Here is a 24708-nt window from a genome sequence, read left to right on the forward strand (position 1 = left end):
GCTTTACTCGCGGTCTGCGGCGTTTTACCTGCTAGCGGGCACTATGGGGGTAGGTCCGAGCGGAAGGAGGCACGATGGCCTCTCCGGTGTGGAAGGGAACCCTGTCCTTCGGTCTGGTGAGTCTGCCCGTACGGCTGTTCAGCGCTCGTGAGCGCCATGGCACGCGGTTCCACCAGTTCCAGCGCGGCACCGCCGACCGGATCCGCTACCGGCGGGTGAACGAGCGCACCGGCAAGGAGGTCGACAGCTCCGAGATCGTCCGCGGCACCCAGGCCGACTCGGCCGCGAGCGGCGACGAGTACGTCATCGTCGAGCCGTCCGAGCTGGAGGAGATCGCGCCGGGCCGGTCCAGTTCGCTGGAGATCACCGCGTTCGTGCCCGCCGGCGACGTCGAGGCGCTGTGGTACGACTCCGCCTACTACGTGGCGCCCGATTCCAAGGGCTCGGCCAAGCCCTACCGGCTGCTGTGCCAGGCGCTGGAGCGGTCGGGCCGACTGGGGGTGACCACGCTGGTGATGCGCGAACGCCAGCACCTGGCGGTGATCGGCCCGCAGAACGGGGTGCTCACCCTGAGCACGCTGTGGTGGGCCGACGAGATCCGCGACCCGGAGGAGACGCTGCCCAACATCCCCGCGGCCGATCTGGCCCAGCGGGACCTGGACCTCGCCGAGCAGCTGATCGGCGCCATGGCCGACGAGTGGCGGCCCGAGGACTACACCGACGACTACCAGGAGCGCATCGCCGAGCTGGTCAGGGCCAAGAGCGCCGGCGAGCGGGTGCGCTACGCCGAGGAGGGGCCGCCTCCCGAGACCAACGTGGTGGAGCTGACCGAGGCGCTGCGCGCCAGCCTGAGCGGCGGCGAGGGCGGCGACGCCGGACGGTCGGGCCGGGGCAGGAGCCGGGGCCGGGCCAAGGGCGCCGGCCGTTCGGCCGAGCCGGGCGGGGCCGCCGAGTCCGGGCGGGCCGAGCGGGGGGCCGGCGGCGGGGGCCGATCCCGGAGCCGCCGGGGCGGCGCCGCACCCGAGCCGCGCGAGGCGCCGCTCTCCGAGCTGTCCAAGCGCGACCTGTCGCGGCTGGCCGCCGAGCTGGACGTTGCGGGCCGGTCGAAGATGTCGCGCCGGGAGCTGGAGACGGCCATCGAGCGGGCCCGCGCGGAGGGGGCGGCGCGTCCGGCCTCCTGATCCGCCCGGGCCCGGTGCGGGTGCGGCCGCCACCGCAGGCCCCGCCCGTTTGGGCCGCCGGTGCCGCGGCTGCTCCCCGGGCACGCCTCAGCCCTCGATGGCCAGGTCGGTGGGCACGTCGCCGGGCGCCAGGTCCGAGCGGGGGCGCACGAACCCGACGACGTGGCGCCAGCGCCCCGAGACCGTGGCCGCGTCCGGCGCGATCTCGACCACCAGCTCGGGGACGACGCGCACGTACTCCCGCACCGGCCCCCACCGCGAGGGCAGCCGCGGCGGCCAGGGGTGGTCGCCGGCGGAGGGGCGAAGCAGCTCCCCCACCTCCCGGCGCCGGCCGGAGTCGAGCTCGCCGGTGCGCCCCACCACACGCAGCGCCCCGGTCTGGGAGTCGCGCCGGCCCACGATGAGCTCGCGCGGTCCGGCCGGCTCGCCGATCACCCCGCCGACGATCGCCTCGGTGGTGACGCGGCGCTTGTACTTGAGCCATTCGCGGCGGCCGGGCAGGTAGCGGCCGCGGCCGTCCTTGGCGACCAGGCCCTCCACCCCCACCCGCCACATCTGGTCGAACCACTGCCGGGCGACGTCGGGGGCGCTGGTCTGCCAGCCGAGCATGAGCCCCGGCCCGCTCGCGGTGCGCATCAGCTCCTCCAGGCGGGCGCGGCGCTCGTCCAGGGAACTGGAGGCCAGCTCGGCGCCGTCGATGCGCAGCAGGTCGAAGACGATGTAGTGGCAGGGCTCGGTCCGTGCCAGCCGCTGGGCCCGCTGCGCTTTGGAGTGGCCGCGGCGCTGCAGGCCGGCGAAGTCCAGCCGGCCCTCGTGCGACCAGCGCACGATCTCGCCGTCGACGGCGGTGCCCTCGGGCAGCGCCGCCTCCACGGCCGCGGCGACGTCGGGGAAGGCGGGGTCGAGCCGGCGGCCCGAGCGCGAGGTGATCCGCACGTCGCCGCCGCGTTCGGCTATGGCCCGGTAGCCGTCCCATTTGGGCTCGTAGCGCCAGTGCGGCCCCTCGGGCAGGCGGTGCACGGTGCGGGCGAGCATCGGTTCCACACAGCGAAACTGCCCAGGTGCACGCCGCCGCAGTTGCGCGGTGGGGTGATCATGGCCCGATGTTGACCGGGCCTTGAATGGGGCCGGGGGGGCCGCGCGCCGGTGCGGCGGCCCGCCTCAGGTGGTGCGGCCGAAGTCCTCGGGCGAGATCTGGTCGAGGAACTCCCTGAACTTCTCGACCTCGTCCTCCTGCTCGTCGGGGATGGGCACCCCGGCCTCCTCGACCACGTCCTCGTGGGCGTAGATGGGCGCGCCGGTGCGCAGTGCCAGCGCGATGGAGTCCGAGGGGCGGGCGCTGACCTCGACCCCGTTGGAGAAGACCAGCTCGGCGTAGAAGATGCCGTCGCTGAGCGAGGTGATGTTGACCGTGGTCAGGTCGGCGTCGAGTGCGTCGAGCACGTCGCGGAATAGATCATGGGTGAGCGGGCGGGCGGGCATGACGCCCTGTTGGGCCAGTGCGATCGCGGTGGCCTCGACCGCGCCGATCCAGATCGGCAGGTAGCGCTCGCCGTCGGCTTCCTTGAGCAGGACGATCGGCTGGTTGGAAGGCATCTCCACTCGGACGCCGACAACCTCCATGTGCTTCACTGCGGCTCCGTCCCACGACTGGTCGTGCCGGAGGGGCACCCGCCTGGGTGTGCTCTGCTCCGTCTTCTTCACGGTACACCGCCACGCCGACAGCCGTCCGAGGCAGGTCCGCGGCCCTCGGCCGGGCCCGGACCGGTCTCCGGCAACCTTCCCCGACGCCGTGTTGGGGCGACATGACCGCTGTCCCCGACATGTCCCCGATCACGCCATCGGTGGCGGTCTTCCCTAGAAGGCTCTCCGGTAGAGGGGTGGTGCAAACCTGCGCGGGGGCGGCCCGGGGCGGGCCGGCGCTCAGCGGCGCGGCTTGGTGAGCAGAACCAGCCGGAACTTGCCGATCTGCACCTCGTCGCCGCCGCCGAGTTCGGCCTCGTCGATGCGTTCGCGGTTGACATAGGTGCCGTTGAGGCTGCCCACGTCGCGCACGCCGAATCCGTTTCCGCGCCGGAAGAACTCGACGTGCCGCCGGGAGACGGTGACGTCGTCGAGGAAGATGTCGCTGTTGGGGTGGCGGCCCACGGTGGTGACGTCGCTGTCGAGCAGGAACCGGCTGCCGGCGTTGGGCCCGCGCTTGACCACGAGCAGCGCCGTGCCGGCGGGCAGGGCGTCGACGTTGGTGGGTTCGCCGGGGAGGTCCTCGCCGTCGGCCTCGGCCTCCAGGGCCTGGATGCCGGCGATGGAGATGGTCGAGGTGGTCTCACCGACGGAGTCGCGGCTGCCACCGGAACCCGGAGCGGCATCCTGCCCGGCCGTACGGATGGGGGAACCGCAGTTGGAGCAGAAACGGGCATCATCCGCAACGGCGTGACCGCACTGCGTGCAGTAAACGCTCGACATGGGTCGGCTCGGCCTCCTACCGCACGGGGCGGTGCTTGATTCGGCTGGTGGTCCTTGGCGCCTGGGGCGCGGGCGTACTCGCGCACCCACTGGGAGAACGGGGCGGGCCGGTGCTGTGTTCCCCGGCTCACCTCGGATTTTTACATGGTGTCATCCCCTGCCGTGCTCTGCTTCGCAGACATTCGTGCCCCATCCGGGAGCCCGCGACGCGCGGAAATGCCTATCGGTGGGGAACACTCGACTCTAAACCATATCGATGCCGGGCAGGGGGCGGCGACGGCCCGGAGGGGCCCGGGCGCGTGCGGCCGGGTCCGGCCGCACGCGCCCGGGCCCGCTGCCGGACCCGCCGCTCGATCGCCGGCCTAGCCCTCGGCCTGCTCGACCACCTGGGCCCACTCCTCCAGCAGCCGCTGGGCGGTGTCGGAGTCGGGGCCCTCGGCCCACAGGTGGGTGACCGCCTCGGAGGTGTCGGGCAGCACCAGCGCCCAGGAGCCGTCGGGCTCGACCACCCGCACGCCGTCGGTGGTGTCGACGTCGCGGCCCTCGGCGGCCTCGACCACCGCGCGCATCACGCTGCCCTTGACCGCCCAGGGGGTGGGCACCGAGCGGCGCAGCAGGTGGGCCTGCGGGATGCGCCGGTCGATCTCGCTCAGCGAGAGGCGGGTGCGCGCCACCAGTCCCAGCAGCCGCACGAACGCGGCGATGCCGTCGCTGGTGCGGGAGAACTCCGGGACGACGTAGCCGCCGCGCCCGTCGGAGGCGAAGACGATGTCCTCGGCCTGGGCCGCCTTGGCGAGCTCGTCGACGGCGGTGGGCGTCCACTGCACATCGGCCCCGTGGTAGCCGGCGACCTGGCCGGCCACGCGGGTGGTGGTGACCGGAAGCGCGACCCGGCCGCCTTGGCGCTCGGCCGCGATCAGGTCCAGGATCACCAGCAGCGCACGCTCGTTGTCGACGACCCGTCCGTTCTCGTCGACCAGCGAGAGCCGCTCGGCCACCGGGTCGAAGCGCACTCCGAAGTCGGCGCCCGAGGAGGAGACCAGCTCGCCCAGGTGCTGCAGGTCGCGCATCTGCTTGGCCAGCGTGTCGGTGGGCGAGGACTCGTCGAGCCGGTTGTTGACGGTGAGCACCTCGACGCCGATCCGGCCCAGCAGCGAGGGCAGGATGAGCGAACCGGTGCCGCCCGCGCAGTCGACGACCACCTTCAGCCCGGCCTCGTCCACTCCGGAGGTGTCGACGTTGCGCAGCAGCTCGTGGGCGTAGTTCTCGACGCCGCGGGAGGGGAAGGACAGCTCGGCCATCTCGCCGGGGAAGGCGCGGCGGTACTCCGCACGGGAGAACACCCGCTCCAGCTTGCGCTGCGCCGCCGGGGAGAGGTCGGCGCCGCGCTCGTCGAAGAACATGATGTCCACCGACTGCGGGTCGCCGGGCGAGGTGCGCAGGCTGATTCCCCCGGCCACCCCGCTCTGGGAGGTGTGGAACCGGGCCACCGGCAGCGGCACCACCTCCAGGTCGCGCACGTCGATGGCGCTGGCGTTGAGCGCGCTGATGACCGCGCGCTTGAGCGACCGCGCCGCCCGCGAGACGTCGCGCGAGGTGGTCACCACCGAGCCCTTCTTCAACGTGGTGGCGAAGGCGCTGGCCAGCCGCACCGCGAGCTCGGGGGTGATCTCGACGTTGATCAGCCCGGAGACCCCGCGCTGGCCGAACAGGGAGCGCTGGCCGCGCGACTCCCAGATGACGTTGGTGTTGACGACCGCGCCGGCCTCGATGGTCTTGAAGGGATAGACCTTGACGTCGTTGGAGACGTAGGCCTCGGACTCGATGACGCATTCCTCGCCGACGATCGCGCCCTCCTCCACCCGGGCGCCGGACATCACGTCGGTGTTCTTGCCGATGACGCAGCCGCGCAGGTTGGTGCTGGCGCCGATGTAGACGTTGTCGTGCACGACGGTGCGGTGCAGGAACGCCTCGGAGCGCACCACCACGTTGCTGCCCAGCACCGTGAACTCGCGCAGCTCGGCGCCGGCCTCGACCTTGGCGTAGTCGCCGATGTAGAGGGGGCCCTTGAGCACGGCCTCGGGGTCGACCTCGGCGCCCTCGGCCATCCACACGCCCGGCGAGACCTCGAACCCGTCGATCTCCACGTCGACCTTGCCCGAGAGCACGTCGGCCTGGGCGCGCAGGTAGCTTTCGTGGGTGCCGACGTCCTCCCAGTAGCCGTCGGCGATGTAGCCGTAGATCGGCTCGCCGTCCTTGAGCAGCTTGGGGAACACGTCGCCCGACCAGTCGACCACCTCGCCCTCGGCGACCTCGTCGAGGACCTCGGGCTCCATGATGTAGATGCCGGTGTTGACGGTGTCGGAGAAGACCTGGCCCCAGGTGGGCTTCTCCAGGAAGCGCTGCACCCGGCCCTGCTCGTCGACGATGATGATGCCGAATTCCAGCGGGTTCTCGACGCGTTTGAGGCCGATGGTGACCTTGGCGCCGTTCTCGCGGTGGAAACGCACCATGTCGGTGAGGTCGATATCGGTCAGCGCGTCACCGGAGATGACCATGAACGGCTCGCCGCGCAGGTGCTCCTCGGCGTTTTTGACGCTGCCGGCGGTGCCCAGGGGCACCTCCTCGGCGACGTAGTTCAGGTTCATGCCGAGTTCCTCGCCGTCGCCGAAGTAGTTGCGGATCAGCGTGGCCAGGAACTGGACGGTCACGACGGTGTCGTCGAATCCGTGCCGCTTGCACAGCCGCAGCACGTGCTCCATGATCGGCCGGTTGACGACGGGCAGGAGTGGTTTGGGCTGGTTGGCGGTCATCGGGCGGAGGCGGGTGCCTTCCCCTCCGGCCATGACTACGGCCTTCATCGGGGGCACCCCCAGACCCCGTGAGGCGGACGGCCGGACGCCCTCGGGCGCGTTCTCATGGTGGGGACGTCGCTCCCTTCCTATTGGTCGTGCCGCTCTGTGATGGCCCGGGGCCGGGGCGGCGGCGCCCGGCGGTCGATGGCGGCGCCGCTTCGCCGGCTCCGGGGTTGTCGCGGTCGGACGTGGCCGCTACCCCTGGTGGGGGCGTTTCACCCCTGCCGGATCGGTGGTCGGTCCTGCGGGTCTGCGTGATCAATCGCAGCCCTTGGACGGCGTAAAGCAGCCCGGCCCACCAATAGAGAGCCGTTCCCCAGATGGCGAATGCCCAACCCATGACGCGCGCCACATCGCCGACGATTCCGGCATATCCAGCGACGAACAACAAAGGGAAGGAATAGAGCAGGCAGAGTGTGGCCGCCTTGCCCGCGAAATTGACGGGAAGCGTGCCGTATCCGTAGTAGCGCATGACCGGCAGCGCCAGCGCCATGAGCACGTCGCGCAGCACCAGCACCGCCATCAGCCACCAGGGGACGATGTCGCGCACGACCAGTCCCAGCAGCGCGGCGAAGATGTAGAGGCGGTCGGCCAGCGGATCCAGCAGCGCCCCCAGCCGGCTGGCCTGGTTCCAGATGCGCGCGATCTTGCCGTCGAGCCAGTCGGAGATCCCGGCGAAGGCCAGCACCCCCAGCGCCCACCAGTCGGCCTGGGGCACCAGCACCAGCCACAGGAAAACGGGCACGCCCACCAGGCGCAGCATGCTCAGCAGGTTCGGCACCGTCCAGACCCGGTCGTCGGCGGCGCGGGCTGCTGCGCGCGGGCTCACTCGGCTCGCCACCCCACCTCCCAAGTGTCCGAATAGCGAGCTTACCCGTCGAGGGCTCGGATTATTGCGGCGGCATCACAGCTGGGAGAGGGCGATTCGGCGCAGCCGCTCGGGGCCCGTGGGCTCCTCGGCACGCAGCGGGCAGCAGCGGATTCCGTAGCGTCCGAAACGCTGCCGCACCGCCTCGACGACCGCGGAATCGGGGTTGTCGGGCACCTGGTTCAGCACGACCGGGCCCAGGCGGAAGCCGGCCTCGGCGAGCTCGTCGGCGGCGCGCTCGGTCTCGGCGAGCACCATGCGCCGCGGCACCAGCACCAGTTGTACGACGGCGTCCTCGCGCAGCCGGCGGGCGGCGCCCTCCAGGCGCCGGCGGCGGGCCCGGAGCTTCTCCAGCAGGGGGTCGGCCTCGGGCTCGGCGGAGCCGCCGACCACGCCGGCGGCGAAGCGGTCGGCGCCGGTCGCGCGTTCGCGCTGGCGGGCCAGGCCTTCCAGCCACGGGGTCAGCAGCGCCGGCAGGTGGAGCATGCGCAGCAGGTGGCCGGTGGGGGCGCTGTCGACCACGAGGCGGTCCCACTGTCCGGGAACCTCCTCCATCGCGTCGACGAGCAGGTCGTTGAGGGCGGACTCGGTCATGCCCGGACCGGCGGCGGCGTGGGCGAGGTGGCGCTGGACGGCCGGCATGATCTCGCGCGGCAGCGCCGCGTAGGCGTCGTCGGTGACCTGCTTGACGCGGCGGCGGACGGCGGCCTCGGCGTCGGGCTCGGCCGCCCACAGGTTCTCGGCGATGCGCCGCGGCCTGTCGCCCAGCCGGGTCTCCAGCGCGTCGCCCAGCGAGTGGGCGGGGTCGGTGGAGACGACCAGGGTGCGCAGGCCCTCTTCGGCCAGCGCGAGCCCGGCCGCCGCCGCCATGGTCGTCTTGCCCACGCCGCCCTTGCCGCCGAAGAAGATGATGGGCGCCGCGCCGGCGCCCTCGGTCGGCGCCCCCGCCGCAACGCCCTCGTCGGCGGCCATGGCCGCATCCCCCCTGCCCCTCGCGTCCGGCTCCGATGCCGGCTCAGCAGCACACCCCCGCGTCACCGAAGGTCTCCCGACCCATCCGCTGGTGCCATTCATGCAGGTCGGCGACCATGTAGGGGATCACATCCAGGGTCTCATAGGAGGCGGGGTCCTCCACGCCCAGCGTCTGCAGCAGCAGCATGGCCCGCAGCGTGTCCTGCTGGGTGCGCGCCTCGCGGCGCAGTACGTGGCGCCATCGCGCGTCGAACCACTCCTGGTGGAACTCCTCGATCCGGCGCCACGCACTGCGCAGCCGCTCCCACCTCCCGGTCACGTCACTGCGTCTCGTCGCGGCCGGCCGCTTCCTCGGTCGAGGGCCGCCCCTGCGGCGTACCGCGCAGAGCGAAGGCCTTGCGCAGGGCGATGGCGGCCTCGATGATCAGCCAGATCGCCAGCACGAAGATCGCCACGTCCAGCGGCGCCAGCAGGAACATCTGCATGGGGTCGCCGGAGGTGACGAAGCCCTGCAGGTTGACCACCAGCGCCCAGGTGGTCATGACCACCAGGAACACCAGCGGCACCAGCACCGCGATCGGGTTGCGGCTGTTCTTGGTGACCCACACCGCGATCACCGACAGCGCCAGACCGGCGGTGAGCTGGTTGGTGGTGCCGAAGAGCTGCCACAGCGTGCCGAAGGCGAAGTTGCCGGGCACCAGCGCCAGGGCCAGCGGGATCAGCACCGCCACCGCGGTGGCGGCGGTGAGGTTGCGCGCCAGTGGCCGGAACCCGGTGATCTCGGCGATCTCCTGGATGATGTAGCGCTGCAGGCGCACGCCGGTATCCATGGACGTGGCCGCGAAGCTGATGACCACGAGCGCGGCGAAGACCGTGCCCACGGCCGTGGGCACGCCCAGGTTGGCGGCGAACCCGGCGACGCCGCCGACGAAGTTGCCCACCGCGCCGTCGGAGGCGGTGGCGAAGTCGGAGTAGAGGCCCTCCCACTCCCCGGCGGTGGCCACCACGCCGGCCGTGCAGGCCAGGATGGAGCACAGCGCCAGCGCGCCCTCGCCGGTGGAGGCCAGGTAGCCCACGTAGCGGGCGTCGGTCTCCTTGTCCAGCTGCTTGGAGGTCGTCCCCGAGGAGACCAGGCTGTGGAAGCCGGAGACCGCGCCGCAGGCGATGGTGACGAACAGCAGCGGGAACCACGGCGGCGAGCCGGCCGGCACGTCGTTGACCACGGGCGCGACGATGGCGTCCCAGCCGACCACCACGCCCAGGAAGATGACCGTCAGGGCCAGCACCATCTGCAGCTGGTTCACGTAGTCGCGCGGCTGCAGCAGCATCCACACCGGCAGCCGCGAGGCGAAGAACGCGTAGACGAAGATCAGCAGCACCCACAGGGTCTGCGCCGACATGCCCAGCGCGCCGGCCAGCGGGTCCAGCGAGACCGGCACCGCCACACCCAGCGGGATGAACGCATAGACCACGATCAGGCAGATGATCGAGGGCACCAGGGCGGGGGTGCGGCGGCGGTAGACGATCTGGCCCAGGCCGATGGCCAGCGGGATGGTGACCAGCACCGGAAGCACCGTGGCGGGGTTGCCGTCCAGCAGGATCCCGATGACCACGGCGAACACGGCGTTGACCATGGTCAGCAGGAAGAAGAGGATCAGCAGGAACAGCACGCGCGAGCGCGCGCTGATCACCTCGCCGGCCAGCGTCCCGATGCTCTTGGCCTTGTGGCGCACCGACACCGCCAGGGCTCCGAAGTCGTGCACGCCCGCGGCGAAGACCGTGCCGGCCACCACCCACAGCAGCGCCGGCCCCCAGCCCCAGAAGACCGCGACCGCCGGTCCCACGATCGGTGCGGCGCCGGCCACCGAGATGAAGTGGTGGCTGAAGACGATGTGCTTGTTCGTGGGCACGAAGTCGATGCCGTCGCGGAAGGTGTGGGCGGGTGTCACGAACGACGGGTCCAGCGCGTAGACGCGCTTGGCCAAGTACGCCGAGTAGTACCGGTAGCCCAGGGCGAAGATCCCCAGGACCACGACCATGACTACGGCTGCTGGCATTGGCTGTCCTTACGTCGCACTTGTGCACACGGTGCCTGCGCCCTGCCCGGGCCGCACATCGGACCGCCGCCGGTGGAGCCGCCGACCGCCGAGAGCGCCGCGGACCGGGACACGACCATCGAAGATCGAATAAAGTCACCAGAAATTAACACGTGCTTCTTCGCAGACAAAGGGCCCATCTTGCTGAACATGGTCACGGTTTGGCGGCGATCGACGGCCGCGGAATTGTGCTGGTCGGGGACCGGCGGGCCTGCGGGGATCCCGGTGGTTCCATTGATGTGGGGCGACCTGCCGTGCGTGGCGCTGCCCATGGCCCACCTGGACGCGGTCGACACCATGACCTCGGGGCGGGCCGCCTTCGCCGTCACCGATCCGCCCGGCGCCGAGGCCGCGGGCGGGACCGTGGCCGCCGGCCCGGTCGACATCCGCTTCGACCTGGAGGGCAAGCGCTTCGCCGACCACCTGCTGGAGCAGGAGATCGTCAAGCACCCGCCCACGCGGCTGCGCGCCGACGGGCTGATGGCGCGCCGCGAGAACTGGTGGTGGATGCCGCGGGTGCTCATCACCCTCACGGAGCTGGAGGAGGTGCGCGAGATCCCCGCGCGCCGGCGCGGCGAGGACGCCCTGCTGGTGCGCCCCGGCGCGCAGGGCGGTGCGCCGCGGGTGGACACGGTCACCGCCCGCACCTGGCCCGAGGCGCCCGGCGGCGGGGTGGAGCTGTGGCGCCGCGACGGCGCCGCCCTGGAAGGGGCGGGCGAGCCGGCCTTCGCCTTCGCCCACCGCCACAGCCCCGACTTCGAGCGGTGGGAGCGCTGGTACCGCGCCGGCCGCGCCGAGGGCGAGGTCCTCAAGGTCGCGGCGGGTACCGGCGCCCCCGAGCCCGAGCCGCTGCGCCCCTACAACCTGCTGGCGCGCTACCGGAACCACCGCGACGTGGTCCGGGCGTGCCGCGCGGGGATCGCCCGTGCGGAGGCGCGGGCCCGCTCGGACTCGGGCTGAGGGCGCGCGGCGCGGCCGGCGGCCGGTCCGGCCGCGCCGGGCAGGCCGGGGCGAAGGAAGGGGCCGGTGGCTCCAGCCGCGGCGCAGGGACGGGCGGCGGGGACGTCCCCGGGGCGGTCCGCGGCGCGGGGCCGGTGGCGGCGCCGCCGCAGCGCAACCCCGCGAAGGTGATCCGGAAACTTTCGAGATCCCGGGCGGCCGCATCGGGCCGACCGGCCCGAACCCGCCGGGCCCCTCGTGCCGCACTGCCACAAGATCCGCCGTCGAAAGTATTCCGAAACCTTCCGGAAATTATTGACAACGCGATGTAGCCAGACAAACACTTGCACTGTCGGCGAACCGCAACCGCTTTCCGGCCGGGCCGCCTACCGCGCCCGGCTTCGGTCGTCGACGGCAGGACAACCGGCAACCGCCGCGTTGTACGGCGCCGGCGCACGGCGGCCGCCACCGGTCGCCGACCGCCCCGGAGCCGTATCGCGCTGCCCGATCCCCCAGCCTTCACGAGAAGGAAGCACGGTATGAGAACATCCCCCACCCGCCCTGAAGGCGGAAGACGCAAACGCGCCAGATGGCTGCTGGGCCAGGCCGCCGCCGTCGTCACGGCCCTGCTGACCGCGACGACGCTGATGCCCGGCGTCGCCCATGCGGCCATCACCACCAACCAGACCGGCAACCACAACGGCTACTTCTACTCGTTCTGGACCGACAGCCAGGGCACGGTCTCCATGGAGCTGGGCTCCGGCGGCAACTACAGCACCCAGTGGAGCAACACCGGCAACTTCGTCGCCGGCAAGGGCTGGAACCCCGGCGGCCGCCGGACCGTGACCTACTCGGCCGACTACCGCCCGTCGGGCAACTCCTACCTGACGCTCTACGGATGGACCCGCAACCCGCTCGTGGAGTACTACATCGTCGAGAGCTGGGGCAGCTACCGCCCCACCGGTGAGTACCAGGGCACCGTCACCAGCGACGGCGGCACCTACGACATCTACCGGACGATGCGCTACGACAAGCCCTCGATCGAGGGCACCGCGACCTTCCCGCAGTACTGGAGCGTCCGGCAGTCCGAGCGCACCAGCGGCACCATCACCGCCGGCAACCACTTCGACGCCTGGGCCAGCCACGGCATGAACCTGGGCAACCACGACTACATGATCATGGCGACCGAGGGCTACCAGAGCAGCGGCAGCTCCAACGTCACCCTGGGCTCCTCCGGCGGCGGAGGCGGCGGTGGCGGCGGCGGAGGAGGTGGCGGCGGCAGCGACGGCTGCACCGCGAGCCTCTCCGCCGGCCAGAAGTGGGACGACCGCTACAACCTCAACGTCTCGGTGTCCGGTTCCGACAACTGGACCGTGCGCATGAACGTGCCCGAGCCCGCGCAGATCAGCGCCACCTGGAACGTCGACGCCAGCTGGCCCAGCTCCCAGGTCATGGTCGGCCGGCCCAACGGCAACGGCAACAACTTCGGCGTGACGATCATGCACAACGGCAACTGGACCTGGCCGACGGTCTCCTGCAGCGCCTGACGCGCATCCCCACATCGCCGATACAGAAAACCGGTGGCGCGGCGGCCGAGTGCCGCCGCGCCACACCGCTGCCGGCGGTCGGGGCGGCGGCGGGAGGCGGTCAGGACCGGTAGGTCGCCGCTGTGAGCACCCCTTCGAGGGAGCGGCGGACGCCGCCGCGCGTCCCGGAAGCCGGTGTCGTGCGCGTCGCGCGTAACGGCGGCGAGGCACGCCGCCGACGCGACGGTGCCACCGGGGACAGTGAACCTACCGCCCAGCGATGGAGAGCGGCAGCCGGCAGGGCAGGCGCGGGAGGCCGACCCGGCGAACCGGCTCCCGAGGCGGCCGATGTGCCGACCGCGTCGCTACTCCCCGCCCCCGCTCACACCTTGCGCCACTTGGGCACCCAGGCGCCGTCTTCGACCTCGTAGTCGCTGAACAGCGCCGGGGCCTCCTCGCGCATCGTCTCGCCGATCTTGCCGAAGAGGAGGCGGATCTCCTCCTCGGCGCCCGGGGCGGTGCGGGCCTCGATGGTGTGGCGCAGGGTGCGGACGTTGGCGGTCCAGACCAGGCCGGTGGCCACGCCCTCGGGGGCGAAGCGGCGCATGAAGGATGTGCGGTGCTTCTTCTCGGCGAACTTCACGCCCTCCTCGTCGAGGCCGAAGTGCTCGGCCATCCACAGCTGGAAGCGCTCCATCTGGTCGAGCATCTCGGTGGCGCGCTTCATCAGCTCGGGGTCCTCCTTGGCCCACTCGGGGAACCAGAACGGGAGGTCGTCCAGCCGGACGAAGCGCAGCGACTCCTGGGAGATGGCGGTACCGGGGCGGTGCCGGATCAATTCGTGGGTATTGCCGGAGACTACCGGTTTTCCATTGCGCCGGACCCACAGCAGGCCGTTGGGCACTTTGACGCAGTGAATCCGGCCGCTGTAGTGCTCGATTCCGTCGTTATAGCCGTCGCTGTTCCAGTAGCGGCTAGGCCGTGTGCGTCCCGTGTTGACCAAAGGCCGGGAGCGTTCGGTGACGAGCGATACCACATAGCCCGGACGCAGGTTGCGGAATCGCTGCCCGCTGGCCATAACCCTTTCCATGCCCGTGCGGTCGTCAAGGCGCACGTTGGCCGAGAAGCCCGCCTTGATCGCCAGAACCTGAAGGTCGTCCGCCAGTTCCCGCGACGCGGTGTAGATGACACGGTGCCCGGTCGTGCCATGAGTGGTTCCGTCCCCCTCCACCATCGCATCGAGGAAGACGCGGATCGTCTCCGGCGCCCAACCCTGCACCATGTCCGGCACGTACTTCTCATAGGAGTGACCGAGTTCGCCGAGGAAGTCGCGCAGAGCGGTGCACTGGGTCCGAACCTGTCCGTTGCCGGTCCCGGGGAGATAGGCAGGGAGTCCCATTTCCTCGATAGTCATGCGCATCCGCTCCAGAACCTCTCCCCGGTTTTGGGAGAGAATGATCTGGTGGCCGTTGATACAGCCCTCGGAGAGGAAGTAGCCGAGGAAGCGCGCGAAGGGCTCGGCTGGGAACTCCATACCGGGATACGCCCGCTCGCCGACTGTCCCGGTGTCACTCCGCCGATAGGTACGGGTCGTCCCCGGGATCTTCACGTGCTCCGGTGTATATCCCCGCCACCGCGCCGCCTTTTGGTACTGCACGCGCTTATGCAGCAGGTTCTCCGCATACTCGATCTCGAAGTCCCGTTCTCCCCGCTTGGCCGCCTGTGTGTCGTAGCGGCGCACCCACATCCGGTGGTTCGGGGTGACCAGCAGGTCGACTTGCTCGGAACGGACGCGGTACATGGGGCCGTCGTAATCCGCGTGGTATACCTCGGTGGCCTCCTGGTACTCCAGTTCGCCCGTATCCGGGTTCAGAGTCGCGAACGTCTCGTCGCCCTGGATCTTGGGCCACGGAACCCAACCGTCCTTGGTAAGGACCTCGGTCTCGGAGTCGTAGCAGCAAACCCGACTCACGTTGTGCAGCACGAAACTGAAGCTCACGTGCTCCAGGACCGAGCCGTGCATGCTGGCCAGGATGTTGCCGAGGTACTGGTCCTGATCGGTGCGTACGCGGGTGACGTTGGGGTTGAGGCCGGGCTCCCACGAGCGGTAGCACAGGCGGCCGGCGAACTCCGCGAGGTTCTGGGGGTCGTTGAGGACGGTGTCGAGTTCGCCGCGGTCCAGGCGCTGCAGCCAGCTGCCTCCGCCGACCTCGGCGAGGTAGGCGGCGATCTCGTCGTAGTCCAACTGCGGGCGGGCGATCAGATGGACCTCGGGCTCGACGCTCTTCACCGTGCTCTACTCCCCCATCGGCGGGCCGGACCGGCCCGGCGCTGCTGTGCTGCTGCGGCCGCCGCCGCGCCGAAGGGCCGGCGGGCCGCGGGGCGGCGCCGGCTGTCGTCGGCTCGGCGGTGTCCGTCAGAACCTAGCATCGCCCGGCGACGAAGAAAGCAGGCCCCGGCCGCTTCATCGCGGCGGCGGGACCTGCGAAGACGGGGTGAAGGGGTGGTGCGTGCGAGGGGTCGGGGCCATGGTCGCCTACGCGACCGGCCTTGGAGGCCGGTCGGTGGGGAGGAGTTCCGGTTCCGTTGTCCCCGGCGGCCGCCGCGGCCGCCGGGCGTGCTCAGCCCAGATAGGCGATGCCCGGGGCGACGATCACGCCGACCACGATCAGCACGATGCCCCACAGCAGCTGCCGGCGCACCAGCGCGAAGATGCCGGCGACGATGAGCACGATCCCTAGTATCAGCATGAGAATACCCATGCCTTCACGACTAACCCGGGCGGTGATCTCTTAACACCGCAGGGCGCAACGGTGCCTCGGAGGCTCATTCCTCCAGGTGGGGCAGGATCGCCTCGGCTCCGGCGGCGGCGCCGCCCTGCGGGCCGCCGTGCCAGAAGGGGTCGTCGTCGGGGAAGTCGCCGGCGTAGCGGGCCGCGTCGTCGGCGGGCCGGTAGCCCAGCTCGCTCTCGCCGACGCTGAGGTCCCAGAACCGGCGGGCGTTGCCGGAGACCGCGTAGGCCGCGACGAAGTTGACGTTGGGCGCGGTGAGCGCGGCGCGCACGAAGCCGACGCAGTCGCGCGGGCTCAGCCAGGTGGCCAGGTGGCGGGTCTCGGTGGGCCGCTCCCCGAACGAGCCGGCGCGCAGCGCGACCACCTGCAGCCCGAAGGTGTCGGCATAGAGCTGGCCCAGGGCCTCCTCGGCCACTCTGGTCACCCCGTTGAGGCCGTCGGGGCGGGGCGGCTCGTCGGGGAAGACGTGGTGGTGGATGGGGTAGTTGCCGGTGACGCGGCTGCTGGAGAGCAGGACGACGCGGGGCACCTCGGCCCGGCGCGCCGCCTCCAGGACGTTGAGGGTGCCGCGCACGTTGGCGTCGATCAATTCGTCGAGGGACGCCTCCTCGGCGGTGCCGGCGAGGTGGACGACCGCGTCGGCACCGCCGAAGGCCTCGCGCAGCGCGTCGCGGTCGCCGACGCCGGCCTTGACGGCGGTCTCCCCGTCGCCGTCGGGTTCGATGTCCTCGGTGTCCACCAGCACCAGGTGGTCGGATTCCTCGCGCAGTCCCGAACGCACGGTGCGGCCGATGCCGCCCGCCGCTCCGGTGATCACGACCCTGCCAAGTTTCACGTCCATGCAGCCGAGCCTATGGGGAAGCGGGGGTCGCAGGCACACCGCCGGGCGGGGGCGCGGCCGCGCGGCGTGAGGCGCGCGGCCCGGCGCGCGCGGGCTCCGGGCCCGGCCCCGTGCCCGGCCGGGCCTCTGCGGCGGCGTTTCAGCGCGCCATGCGCAGGACCCGCTCGATGATCCGCTCCCCCACGGCCGCGGTGAGAATCGACTCGGGATGGAACTGCACGGCCCATTTGCGCGCGGCGGAGTCCTCGACGGCCATGACCACGGGCTCGCCGTCGGCGCCGTCGACGGTGGCGGTGACGGCGAAGCCCTTGACCCGCGCGGGCGTGGTGTAGGTGGAGTGGTAGCGGGCCGCGGTGAACAGGCCGTCCTCGTCGAGCCCGCTCAGCAGGTCGCCGCCGCTGACGCGGACGCGGCCGGGTTTGCCGTGGACAGGCTCGTCCAGGGTCAGCAGCTCGCCGCCGGCGTGCTCGACCATGGCCTGCAGCCCCAGGCACACGCCGAAGACGGGCAGGCGGCGCGCATCCAGCTCATCCAGCAGGGCGGCCGCGCCGAAGTCGGCGGGCAGGCCGGGACCGGGCGAGAGCACGACCAGGTCGGGGGCGAGCTTGTCGAGCACGGCGGGGTCGAAGCCGTGGCGCACCGTGGTGACCTCGGCGCCGTGTCGGCGCACGTAGTCGGCGAGCGTGTTGACGAAGGAGTCCTCGTAGTCGACGAGCAGCACCCGCATCCCCGCCCCGGCGGGTTCGGCCGCGGTGGCCGGTTCCGGCGCACGGGCGGCCGCGGAGTCGGCGGCCTCGTCGAGGGCGAGGGTCTCCAGCAGCGCGCGGGCCTTGAGGAAGGTCTCGCGCTCCTCGGCCTCGGGGTCGGAGTCGTGCAGCAAGGTGGCGCCCACGCGCACGGTGGCGACGCCGTCGCGGATGTGGGCGGTGCGCAGCGTCAGGCCGGTGTTCATCGAGCCGTCGAAGCCGATGACGCCCACGGCGCCGCCGTACCAGCGCCGCGGTGTGGTCTCGTGCTGCTCGATGAAGCGCATCGCCCAGGTCTTGGGCGCGCCGGTCACGGTGACGGCCCACATGTGGGTGAGGAAGGCGTCGAGCGCGTCGAACTCGGGGCGCAGCCGGCCCTCGATGTGGTCGACGGTGTGGATGAGCCTGCTGTACATCTCGATCTGGCGGCGCCCGATGACCCGGACGCTGCCGGGTTCGCAGACCCGCGACTTGTCGTTGCGGTCGACGTCGGTGCACATCGTCAGCTCCGACTCCTCCTTGGCGGAGGTGAGCAGGGCGCGGATGTTCTCGGCGTCGCCCAGGGGGTCCTCGCCGCGGCGGATGGTTCCGGAGATGGGGCAGGTCTCGACCCGCTGCCCCCGACCGGGTGCGCCGCTGACCCGGACGAACATCTCGGGCGAGGCGCCGACCAGGTACTCGCCGCCGCCGAGGTTGAAGAAGAACTCATAGGGCGCGGGATTGCGGGCGCGCAGATGCTCGTAGAAGCGGGCCGGGGAGTCGCAGGCGCCGTAGGTGCGATGGCCGGGGACGACCTCGAACAGGTCGCCGCGGGCGAAGCGCTTCTTGGCCTCGGCGACGATGCGGGCGTAGCTGCCGGGTTCGGGTTGGGGCGGCACCTCGGCGGCGCGCGCGGCCGGGGTGGGCGCGGTGGTGCGCTCCAGCCCGCGGGTACTGCGGGGCTCCGGGCCGCCGCCGGGCCGCTCGGGCGCGGTGAACTCGTAGGTGTAGCGCAGGCAGGTCTCGCGCTTGCGGTCGTGCACGATGATCGCGTCGGGCAGGTGCAGCACGAGATCGCGGTCGGCGGGATCGCGCTCCAGCACCGGTTCCACCGGCTCGAACTGGAAGGCGAGGTCGTAGCCGAAGGCGCCGTAGAGGCCGAGGTGGGGGTCCTCGGCGGCAGAGAAGAGGGCGACCACCGACCGGAGTACGGAGAAGACACTGGGGCGGCGGCTGCGCTGCTCCTCGGGGAAGAACTCTCCTGGCGCGGGCTCGGGCACGTCGACCTCGACGGAGGTGCCGGGGTCGGGTCGGGAGGCGTCGCCGTGCCGGGCGAAGGCGTCGGCGATGAGCGGCAGCAGCACCCGGCCGCGGTCGTTGAGCGCGGTGGCGGTGAGCCGGCGGCCGCGGGCGGCGATCTCCAGGCAGGGGTCGACGTAGCCCAGGTGCCAGCGGCTGTAGCGGCCGGGGTACTCCATACCCGAGGACAGCACGCCGCCGCGGCGGTGCTCGACGGAGGTGACCAGCGCGGTGAGGGCGCCGGGGTCGCAGGGCGCGGCGGTGCGTTCGACGGCGATGCCGCCGGCGGTGCGGTAGGAGCTGCGGTCCGCGTCCGATGTCGCGGTGCCGGGAGGGTTCGGGGTGGCTGAGCCTGTGGTCACGGCCGGTCCTTTGCGCTGGGCGGGGCGGGTGTGTGGGAGCCGCGCCGGACCGGGGCCCATAAAGGCGAATGCGGCCGCCGGTACGGGCGGCCGCTGGGCTGGTGGAATCGCGTACCTGCAAGCGCCGCCTAGAAGCGGCGCCACCACTGTCGGCGGGCGGGTGCGATTCGCATGGGAGCGAGCATAGCGCATCGAGTCCGGCGGGCGGGAGGAAAGAGATGGAAGAGGCGCCATCGCCACCGGGGCGTCGACGCGCGCGCAGGACCGCGGACGTGGGCGTCGACGTGGTACGCTGTAGAGCTAGCCAGAATCAGAAAAGCGCACACATCTCAGTTCAAGGATACCATGAGCATGGCAGATGTTCAAGACAGCGGTCGGGCCGACTCCGGTGAGGACGGGCGCGCGGCGGCCGTCCGCGCCGAGCAGGCATACGTCGACCGGCTCTATGCGCGCCTGGACGTGCTGCGCGCGCAGACGTCGCAGACACTGTCGGAGACGCTGGGCCGCGGCGGGGGCGGGGGCTACGCCGCCCAGACCGAGCGCGACGTCCAGGCCGGCGAGACCGCGGCGCGCCTGGCGCGGCTCAACGCGGTGGAGAACGGCTTGTGCTTCGGCCGCATCGACGTCGACATCGACGGGGACGGCGGCGGCCGAGGCGGCGGAGGTGGCGGGGACGCCGGCGACTCGGCGGTCGAGACCCGCTACATCGGCCGGATCGGCCTGCGCGACGAGGACCACGACACGATCCTCATCGACTGGCGCGCCCCCGCCGCGCGCCCCTTCTACGCCGCCTCCCCGTCCTTCCCGTGCGGCCTGGTGCGCCGCCGTCACCTGCACCTGCGCGACCGCACCGTCGTCGGCATCGATGACGACGTCTTCGACCTCGACGGCCTCACCGAGGACGACCGCCGCGCCCTGGTCGGCGAGGCCGCGCTGCTGGCCGCGCTGAGCCGGGGCCGCACCGGGCGGATGGGCGACATCGTCGCCACCATCCAGGCCGAGCAGGACCGGGTCATCCGCGCCGCGCTGCCCGGCGCGCTGGTGGTCCAGGGCGGCCCGGGCACCGGCAAGACCGTCGCGGCGCTGCACCGGGCCGCCTACCTGCTCTACACCCACCGGGACACCCTCCAGCGCCGCGGTGTGCTCGTGGTGGGTCCCAACCCGACGTTCCTGCGCTACATCGGGCGGGTGCTGCCCTCCCTCGGCGAGACCGACGTCGTCGTGCAGACCGTCGGGCAGCTGTACCCGGGCGTGGCGGCCACCGCCGAGGACGCTCCCCGCACCGCCGCCGTGAAGGGATCGCTGCGCATGGCCGCGGTGCTGGAGGCGGCCGTGGCCGACCGCCAGCGCGTGCCCGAGCACGACCTGGTGGTCGAGGCCGACGGGACCGAGCTGCGCGTGGCCCGCGAGGTCTGCCGGCGCCTGCGCGACCGGGCGCGCGAACTCGGCCTGCCGCACAACCAGGCCCGCAAGCTGTTCGTCAACGAGATGCTGTGGGAACTGGCCCGCGCCCAGGACGAGTGGCTGGAGAAGTCGCTGCGCGACGCCGAGGCGCTGCTGGAGGAGAGCGGGCAGGCCGACCGGGCGGGGCTTTCCGAGCTGGAGGACCCCGACGCCCCTCTGCGCTCGGAGGAGGACACCGCTTATGCGCGCGAGACGCTGTGGGCCGACCCCGCGGTGCGCGCGGCCGTGGACGAACTGTGGCCGCTGCTCACTCCGGAGCGCCTGGTCGGTGAGCTGCTGAGCGATCCGCAGCGCCTCGCCTCGGCTGCCGCGGGTGCCGAGCGGCTGTCGGCGGGCCAGGGCCTGGCCGAGGACGAGTGGCGGCGGCTGGTGCGCCCGGCCCACTCGCCGTGGACGGTGGGCGACGTCCCGCTGCTGGACGAGGCCGCCGAGCTGCTGGGCAGCGACGGCAGCCGCGAGCTGGAGCGCGAACGCGAGGAGCGGCGGCGCCGCGAGGAGGCCGAGCGGCGCGCCCAGGACGTCGTGGAGTACATCGGGACCTATGAGACCGGGATGATGCTGGACTCCGCCGCGGCGCTCACCGACCGGCAGGAGGAGGCGTCGGCGCTGACCACCGCCGACCGCGCCGCGGCCGACCGCACGTGGGCCTACGGCCACGTCATCGTGGACGAGGCCCAGGAGCTCTCGGAGATGGCCTGGCGCACCGTCATGCGCCGGGTACCGGCCAAGTCGCTGACGGTCGTGGGCGACCTCGCCCAGACGGGCAGCGCGGCGGGGGCGCGCTCGTGGGAGGAGATGCTGGGCCGCTACGTCGGCGGCAGGCTGCACGAGGAGCGCCTGCTGGTGAACTACCGGACCCCCGCCGAGATCATGGCCGTGGCTGCCGACGTGCTGGCCGAGGTCGCGCCCGAGCAGCAGGTGCCGGAGTCGGTGCGCGAGGGCGGCGCCCCGCCGCGCGCGGTGGCCGTAAGCGGTCCGGGCGGGGACGGCGGACCGGGCGGGGACGGCGGACCGGGCGGGGACGGCGGACCGGGCGGGGACGGCGGCCTCGCCGAGCGGCTTCCCGGCCTGGTCGCCGCGGAGCTGGAGCAGATCGGCGAGGGCCGCCTGGCCGTCATCGTCCCGCCGGCCAGGCACGGCGAGGTCGCCGCCGTCCTGCCGGATGCGGCGGCCGATGCCGGGCCGGACGCGCTGGACAACCCCGTCGCCGTGCTCACGCCGACGCAGAGCAAGGGCCTGGAGTTCGACGCGGTGGTCATCGTGGACCCCGCCGCCGTGCTGGCGTCATCGGCCTCGGGCGGCCGCGACCTCTACGTGGCCATCACCCGCGCAACCCGGCGCCTGGCGGTCGTCCACGAGGGCGAACTTCCGGCGATGCTGTCGCGGCTGGCCCCGGAAGGGGAGGCCGCGGACGGCGCCGAGCGCCGTCCTGCGGAGGCGCGGGGGTGAAGGTGCGCGGGTGAAGGTAGGCGGGTGGAGCGGCGGAACGGTGAAGCGGTGAAGCGCCGGCGGCCGACCGAGGTCACGCAAGCGGCGGCGGGCAGCGGGGGTCGGGCCGACCGCCCCGGACCGGATCGCGTGGGCGCTGGGAGCGGTGGGCAAAGGGGCGGCGAAGAAGAAGGTGGTGCGGGTCGGCAATCATCGGTTGCTGTCCTCAAATGGTCGGCCACCCGACGAGGCGGCCACGGCGGCGAAAGCGCCCGCTCCCATCGATGCCGGTGCCCGCCGGTGGCCGTGGGCGACGGGGGCAGCGGGGCCCCCAAAGGTACGGGCCGGCGACCACCGGCGGACGTCGGCGCATGGCCGGTCACCCGACGAGGCGGCGACGGGGGCGAAGGGCTGCACCCGCGCCCATCGGTGCCGGTGCCCGCCGGTGCGGCACGCGACGAGGGCAGCAAGGACAGCGGGGTCCGGACTGAGCGATCACCGGTTGCCGGCAGCGAATGGCTGATCACCCGACGGTGCGGCGACGACGGCGCAGGGCTCAGCCCGCACGGATCGGTCCCGGTGCCCGCCGGTTGAGCATGCAACGAGGGCAGCAACGACAGCTCGGGGTTCGGGTCGGCGATCATCGGTTGCTGCCCTCGGGTGGCCGGTCATCCGACGAGGCGGCGACGACAGCGTGAAGGGCTCGGGCGGCATGGATCGGTCCGAGTGGGGGCCGGTGGCGGTGAGCGACGGGGGCGGCGCGTCTGGGTGGCGTTCCGGTGCGCCCCACCCACCCGCGCGCCCGACCCAAAACCCGGAACGCCCGATTTAATCTAACTCTCCATCAGCGATCTTGTACCCGTGGTTATTGTGAGCGTTAACAAGTCACCACAGGTACAAGATCGCCGCCGCTGGGAGCGCCGATCCCGAGCATTTGCCTCCGATGTCCCGGTTCGTTCGCAGGTTGGCTGCCGGACCGCCCCCGGACCGCGTCGAGGGTGTCGGTGGGGCCACGCTCGACGCCGAGTGTGGCCCCACCGACACCCTCGACGCGGACCCCGGACACAGAAGCCGGACATTCGGTGCTTTCGGGGCGGCGGCGGTGCGACGAGGTGCGCCGCGCGATCGCCGGGGCGGGCTTCGGCCGCGCGGGGGCCGTCCGCGGCGTCGAATCCTCCCGCGATGTCCGGTATGCGGGGGCGCCGGGGCGGCCCGCGCGGCCGGGATCGGCGATGATCATGGCGTTTGGACCGGGGATCCGCACCCGAAGCGATCCAAACGCGCGCCTCGTGGCGCCCGGCCGCCGCCACCTCCCGCCACAGCCGGGCATTGCGGGCAAACCACCCCGGATTCCTTCCGCATCCCGGAAGATCCGGCGCTCCGGTGCGCCGCGCAGCCCCACCGCGCACCATCGGCGGGCATCGTCGACCCAACGCGAGGCGAAATGCCCGGAACATCCCGCCCGAGCCGTGTCTCAGAACGGCGGACGCCGCTTTCCAGGAACCCACCGGGCACCACCTGGGGCGGTCACCACCGGGGCTGCGGCAATGGGTGCGCCTCGCGTAGCGCGGTCACAGCTTGCCGCCGAGCGCACGCTGCACCTGTCAGACGGAGCCGCACCACCGGTGGCGGGCCTCCGAGGCAAAGGTGCGCCGTGCGCTCGGCGGCAAGCTGGCGCACAGCGCTTCGCGCAACCCAGCCCCATTGCCGCAACCTCCTGTGGTGACCGACTCCTTGAACACGACGAAGGGCCCCCACCACCGCCCTCGCCGCCTTCGTCGCGTGCGCAACCGGCGAGCACCCGCACCGATGAGCACCGCCCCGGCCATCCGCCCGCCGTCGCCGCTCTCGTCGCAAGCGCAACCGGCGAGCACCCGAACCGATGGGCGCAGGCGCAACCCTCCACCGCCCTCGCCGCCCTCGTCACTTGGCCGACCACCGTCCACCCGAACCGATCCGCGCAGGCCCGAGCCATCCGCCGGCCTGGTGGTTGCCGCGGATGGCACCCACCCGGGTTACCTCGGGTGGCACCCACCCGGCCGAAGCGCCGTCCGGCGGCTTCAGTCCGCGGGCAGGTGCGTCCGGCTCCACCGCCGCCGCAGTACCACGACGCCGACGGCTCCGGCGAGGACCGCGCCCAACAGGGCCGCGGCGGCGAACCGCTGCCCTCGGGTCGCCGCCCCGGGGACCGAGCGCGCCTTGTCCATGGCGCGCCGCGCCTCTTGCTGGGTCCTGGTCTTGAGGTCGGCCTTGGCCGCGAGCGCTTCGATGGTGTCGCCCAACTCGGTGCGGAGCCGGGATATCTCCAAGCGCAGCCGCTCGGTCTCCTCGCCTGCAGAGGCCGAGCGCTCCCCGGCACGGGATCCCCCTCGCTGCTCGGGAACGCTGGACTGCTGGGAGGTCTCCCTGGTCATCGCCGCGCCCTCTCTCTGATCTCGGTCATGTCACCCTGCACGCTGTGCATCGTCTCCTCCGGTTTCAGCGGGCTGGCGCTGCCGACGCGCATCTTGCCGACGAGTGCGAGCACGCCGGCGATCACGAACAGGCCGCCCGCGACGATGAGCGCCGACGCCCACGCGGGGAGGACGAGCGCGAGCAGCAGGATGACCGCAGCGACCAAGGCACCGATGCCGAAGAGGGCCACGAGGCCGCTCGCGCCGAAAATGCCGATTCCCTGCCCGGTGCGCCTGCCCTTCTCGCGCAGTTCCAGCCGGCCCAGGCGCAGCTCGTCGCGGACCAGCTCGGAGATCTGCTCTGAGGCCCGTTTGACCAGCTCGGCGGTCGACGGCTCGGCGGTCGGCGGCTCGGCCGCTTCCGCCCGCTGCTGGTGAGGAATTCCCGTCATGACCGGCTCCCTTTCGCAGGATTCCGCTGCAGGCCGACTGCCCACGACC

Annotated in this window: 17 protein-coding genes and 3 pseudogenes; 4 read left to right on the plus strand and 16 right to left on the minus strand. The window is 72.2% G+C overall.

Annotation, left to right across the window (positions count from 1 at the left end; genetic code table 11):
• Window positions 1–74 precede the first annotated feature (74 nt).
• A complete protein-coding gene (locus FZ103_RS24110; protein ID WP_156004523.1) occupies window positions 75–1181 on the plus strand; it encodes a Ku protein in 1107 nt (368 codons plus the stop codon).
• An 87-nt stretch (window positions 1182–1268) separates the two neighbouring features.
• On the opposite strand, the gene FZ103_RS24115 is transcribed toward FZ103_RS24110, so the two are convergent.
• The 8 genes from FZ103_RS24115 to FZ103_RS24150 all read right to left on the minus strand — a co-directional run bounded on the left by FZ103_RS24115 (window position 1269) and on the right by FZ103_RS24150 (window position 10399).
• Entirely contained in the window at window positions 1269–2216 is a 948-nt protein-coding gene (locus tag FZ103_RS24115; protein ID WP_156004687.1) for an ATP-dependent DNA ligase, read from the minus strand.
• A gap of 126 nt (window positions 2217–2342) precedes the next feature.
• On the minus strand, window positions 2343–2813 hold the full coding sequence (locus tag FZ103_RS24120; RefSeq protein ID WP_186356797.1) for a bifunctional nuclease family protein: 471 nt from the start codon (window positions 2811–2813) through the stop codon (window positions 2343–2345).
• Window positions 2814–3104: 291 nt separating this feature from the next.
• Window positions 3105–3647 carry an FHA domain-containing protein gene (locus FZ103_RS24125; RefSeq protein ID WP_156004525.1) on the minus strand — a complete coding sequence of 181 codons (543 nt, stop codon included), beginning with the start codon at window positions 3645–3647 and terminating at the stop codon, window positions 3105–3107.
• Between the two features lie 362 nt (window positions 3648–4009).
• Window positions 4010–6508, minus strand: coding sequence for a mannose-1-phosphate guanyltransferase (locus FZ103_RS24130; RefSeq protein ID WP_156004527.1), 2499 nt, complete (start codon window positions 6506–6508; stop codon window positions 4010–4012).
• Window positions 6509–6563: 55 nt separating this feature from the next.
• The gene (locus FZ103_RS24135) at window positions 6564–7331 is read right to left on the minus strand and encodes a CDP-alcohol phosphatidyltransferase family protein (protein ID WP_343233688.1); all 768 of its coding nucleotides are present in this window, start codon (window positions 7329–7331) and stop codon (window positions 6564–6566) included.
• Window positions 7332–7406: 75 nt separating this feature from the next.
• Complete coding sequence (locus FZ103_RS24140; RefSeq protein WP_156004529.1) at window positions 7407–8342, minus strand: TRC40/GET3/ArsA family transport-energizing ATPase; 936 nt, start codon at window positions 8340–8342, stop codon at window positions 7407–7409.
• Between the two features lie 43 nt (window positions 8343–8385).
• Window positions 8386–8661, minus strand: a complete 276-nt coding sequence (locus FZ103_RS24145; RefSeq protein WP_186356799.1) for a cory-CC-star protein — start codon at window positions 8659–8661, stop codon at window positions 8386–8388.
• 1 nt (window position 8662) lies between these two features.
• Entirely contained in the window at window positions 8663–10399 is a 1737-nt protein-coding gene (locus FZ103_RS24150; protein ID WP_156004531.1) for a carbon starvation protein A, read from the minus strand.
• Between the two features lie 189 nt (window positions 10400–10588).
• Here FZ103_RS24150 and FZ103_RS24155 point away from each other — a divergent pair, with 189 nt between their 5' ends.
• Both FZ103_RS24155 and FZ103_RS24160 read left to right on the plus strand, forming a co-directional pair.
• Window positions 10589–11398 carry a hypothetical protein gene (locus FZ103_RS24155; protein ID WP_156004532.1) on the plus strand — a complete coding sequence of 270 codons (810 nt, stop codon included), beginning with the start codon at window positions 10589–10591 and terminating at the stop codon, window positions 11396–11398.
• A gap of 518 nt (window positions 11399–11916) precedes the next feature.
• Window positions 11917–12924 carry a glycoside hydrolase family 11 protein gene (locus tag FZ103_RS24160; protein ID WP_156004533.1) on the plus strand — a complete coding sequence of 336 codons (1008 nt, stop codon included), beginning with the start codon at window positions 11917–11919 and terminating at the stop codon, window positions 12922–12924.
• 361 nt (window positions 12925–13285) lie between these two features.
• Here FZ103_RS24160 and FZ103_RS25790 read toward each other — a convergent pair.
• The 6 genes and pseudogenes from FZ103_RS25790 to FZ103_RS24180 all read right to left on the minus strand — a co-directional run.
• Window positions 13286–13750: pseudogene (locus tag FZ103_RS25790) on the minus strand (FAD-dependent thymidylate synthase); the annotation flags it as partial.
• Window positions 13751–13993: 243 nt separating this feature from the next.
• A pseudogene (locus tag FZ103_RS26125) lies at window positions 13994–14704 on the minus strand (LAGLIDADG family homing endonuclease); the annotation flags it as partial.
• Between the two features lie 147 nt (window positions 14705–14851).
• Window positions 14852–15193: pseudogene (locus FZ103_RS25800) on the minus strand (FAD-dependent thymidylate synthase); the annotation flags it as partial.
• A gap of 331 nt (window positions 15194–15524) precedes the next feature.
• A complete protein-coding gene (locus FZ103_RS25035; RefSeq protein ID WP_186356802.1) occupies window positions 15525–15665 on the minus strand; it encodes a GPGG-motif small membrane protein in 141 nt (46 codons plus the stop codon).
• A 64-nt stretch (window positions 15666–15729) separates the two neighbouring features.
• On the minus strand, window positions 15730–16536 hold the full coding sequence (locus FZ103_RS24175) for an NAD(P)-dependent oxidoreductase (RefSeq protein WP_156004534.1): 807 nt from the start codon (window positions 16534–16536) through the stop codon (window positions 15730–15732).
• 139 nt (window positions 16537–16675) lie between these two features.
• On the minus strand, window positions 16676–18922 hold the full coding sequence (locus tag FZ103_RS24180) for an anthranilate synthase component I (protein WP_343233689.1): 2247 nt from the start codon (window positions 18920–18922) through the stop codon (window positions 16676–16678).
• Window positions 18923–19273: 351 nt separating this feature from the next.
• Between FZ103_RS24180 and FZ103_RS24185 the strand changes: the two genes are divergently transcribed.
• Window positions 19274–21835: a UvrD-helicase domain-containing protein gene (locus tag FZ103_RS24185; RefSeq protein ID WP_156004536.1), complete on the plus strand. Its 2562-nt coding sequence runs from the start codon at window positions 19274–19276 to the stop codon at window positions 21833–21835.
• Between the two features lie 2039 nt (window positions 21836–23874).
• Here the strand turns inward: FZ103_RS24185 and FZ103_RS24190 are convergent.
• Both FZ103_RS24190 and FZ103_RS24195 read right to left on the minus strand, forming a co-directional pair.
• A complete protein-coding gene (locus FZ103_RS24190) occupies window positions 23875–24228 on the minus strand; it encodes a DUF3618 domain-containing protein (protein ID WP_156004537.1) in 354 nt (117 codons plus the stop codon).
• Window positions 24225–24659, minus strand: a complete 435-nt coding sequence (locus FZ103_RS24195; RefSeq protein ID WP_156004538.1) for a phage holin family protein — start codon at window positions 24657–24659, stop codon at window positions 24225–24227. The genes FZ103_RS24190 and FZ103_RS24195 overlap by 4 nt, the downstream gene beginning before the upstream one ends.
• Between the last annotated feature and the right edge of the window lie 49 nt (window positions 24660–24708).

This window comes from Streptomonospora sp. PA3, assembly GCF_009728995.1.
GTDB lineage: Bacteria > Actinomycetota > Actinomycetes > Streptosporangiales > Streptosporangiaceae > Streptomonospora.

Coding starts and splice junctions, on each gene's coding strand:
- FZ103_RS24155 (WP_156004532.1), top strand. CDS start 10,589: ATGGTCACGGTTTGGCGGCGATCGACGGCCGCGGAATTGTGCTGGTCG.
- FZ103_RS24130 (WP_156004527.1), bottom strand. CDS start 6,508: ATGAAGGCCGTAGTCATGGCCGGAGGGGAAGGCACCCGCCTCCGCCCG.
- FZ103_RS24110 (WP_156004523.1), top strand. CDS start 75: ATGGCCTCTCCGGTGTGGAAGGGAACCCTGTCCTTCGGTCTGGTGAGT.
- FZ103_RS24140 (WP_156004529.1), bottom strand. CDS start 8,342: ATGGCCGCCGACGAGGGCGTTGCGGCGGGGGCGCCGACCGAGGGCGCC.
- FZ103_RS24160 (WP_156004533.1), top strand. CDS start 11,917: ATGAGAACATCCCCCACCCGCCCTGAAGGCGGAAGACGCAAACGCGCC.
- FZ103_RS24125 (WP_156004525.1), bottom strand. CDS start 3,647: ATGTCGAGCGTTTACTGCACGCAGTGCGGTCACGCCGTTGCGGATGAT.
- FZ103_RS24185 (WP_156004536.1), top strand. CDS start 19,274: ATGGCAGATGTTCAAGACAGCGGTCGGGCCGACTCCGGTGAGGACGGG.
- FZ103_RS24175 (WP_156004534.1), bottom strand. CDS start 16,536: ATGGACGTGAAACTTGGCAGGGTCGTGATCACCGGAGCGGCGGGCGGC.
- FZ103_RS24190 (WP_156004537.1), bottom strand. CDS start 24,228: ATGACCAGGGAGACCTCCCAGCAGTCCAGCGTTCCCGAGCAGCGAGGG.
- FZ103_RS24195 (WP_156004538.1), bottom strand. CDS start 24,659: ATGACGGGAATTCCTCACCAGCAGCGGGCGGAAGCGGCCGAGCCGCCG.
- FZ103_RS25035 (WP_186356802.1), bottom strand. CDS start 15,665: ATGGGTATTCTCATGCTGATACTAGGGATCGTGCTCATCGTCGCCGGC.
- FZ103_RS24150 (WP_156004531.1), bottom strand. CDS start 10,399: ATGCCAGCAGCCGTAGTCATGGTCGTGGTCCTGGGGATCTTCGCCCTG.
- FZ103_RS24115 (WP_156004687.1), bottom strand. CDS start 2,216: ATGCTCGCCCGCACCGTGCACCGCCTGCCCGAGGGGCCGCACTGGCGC.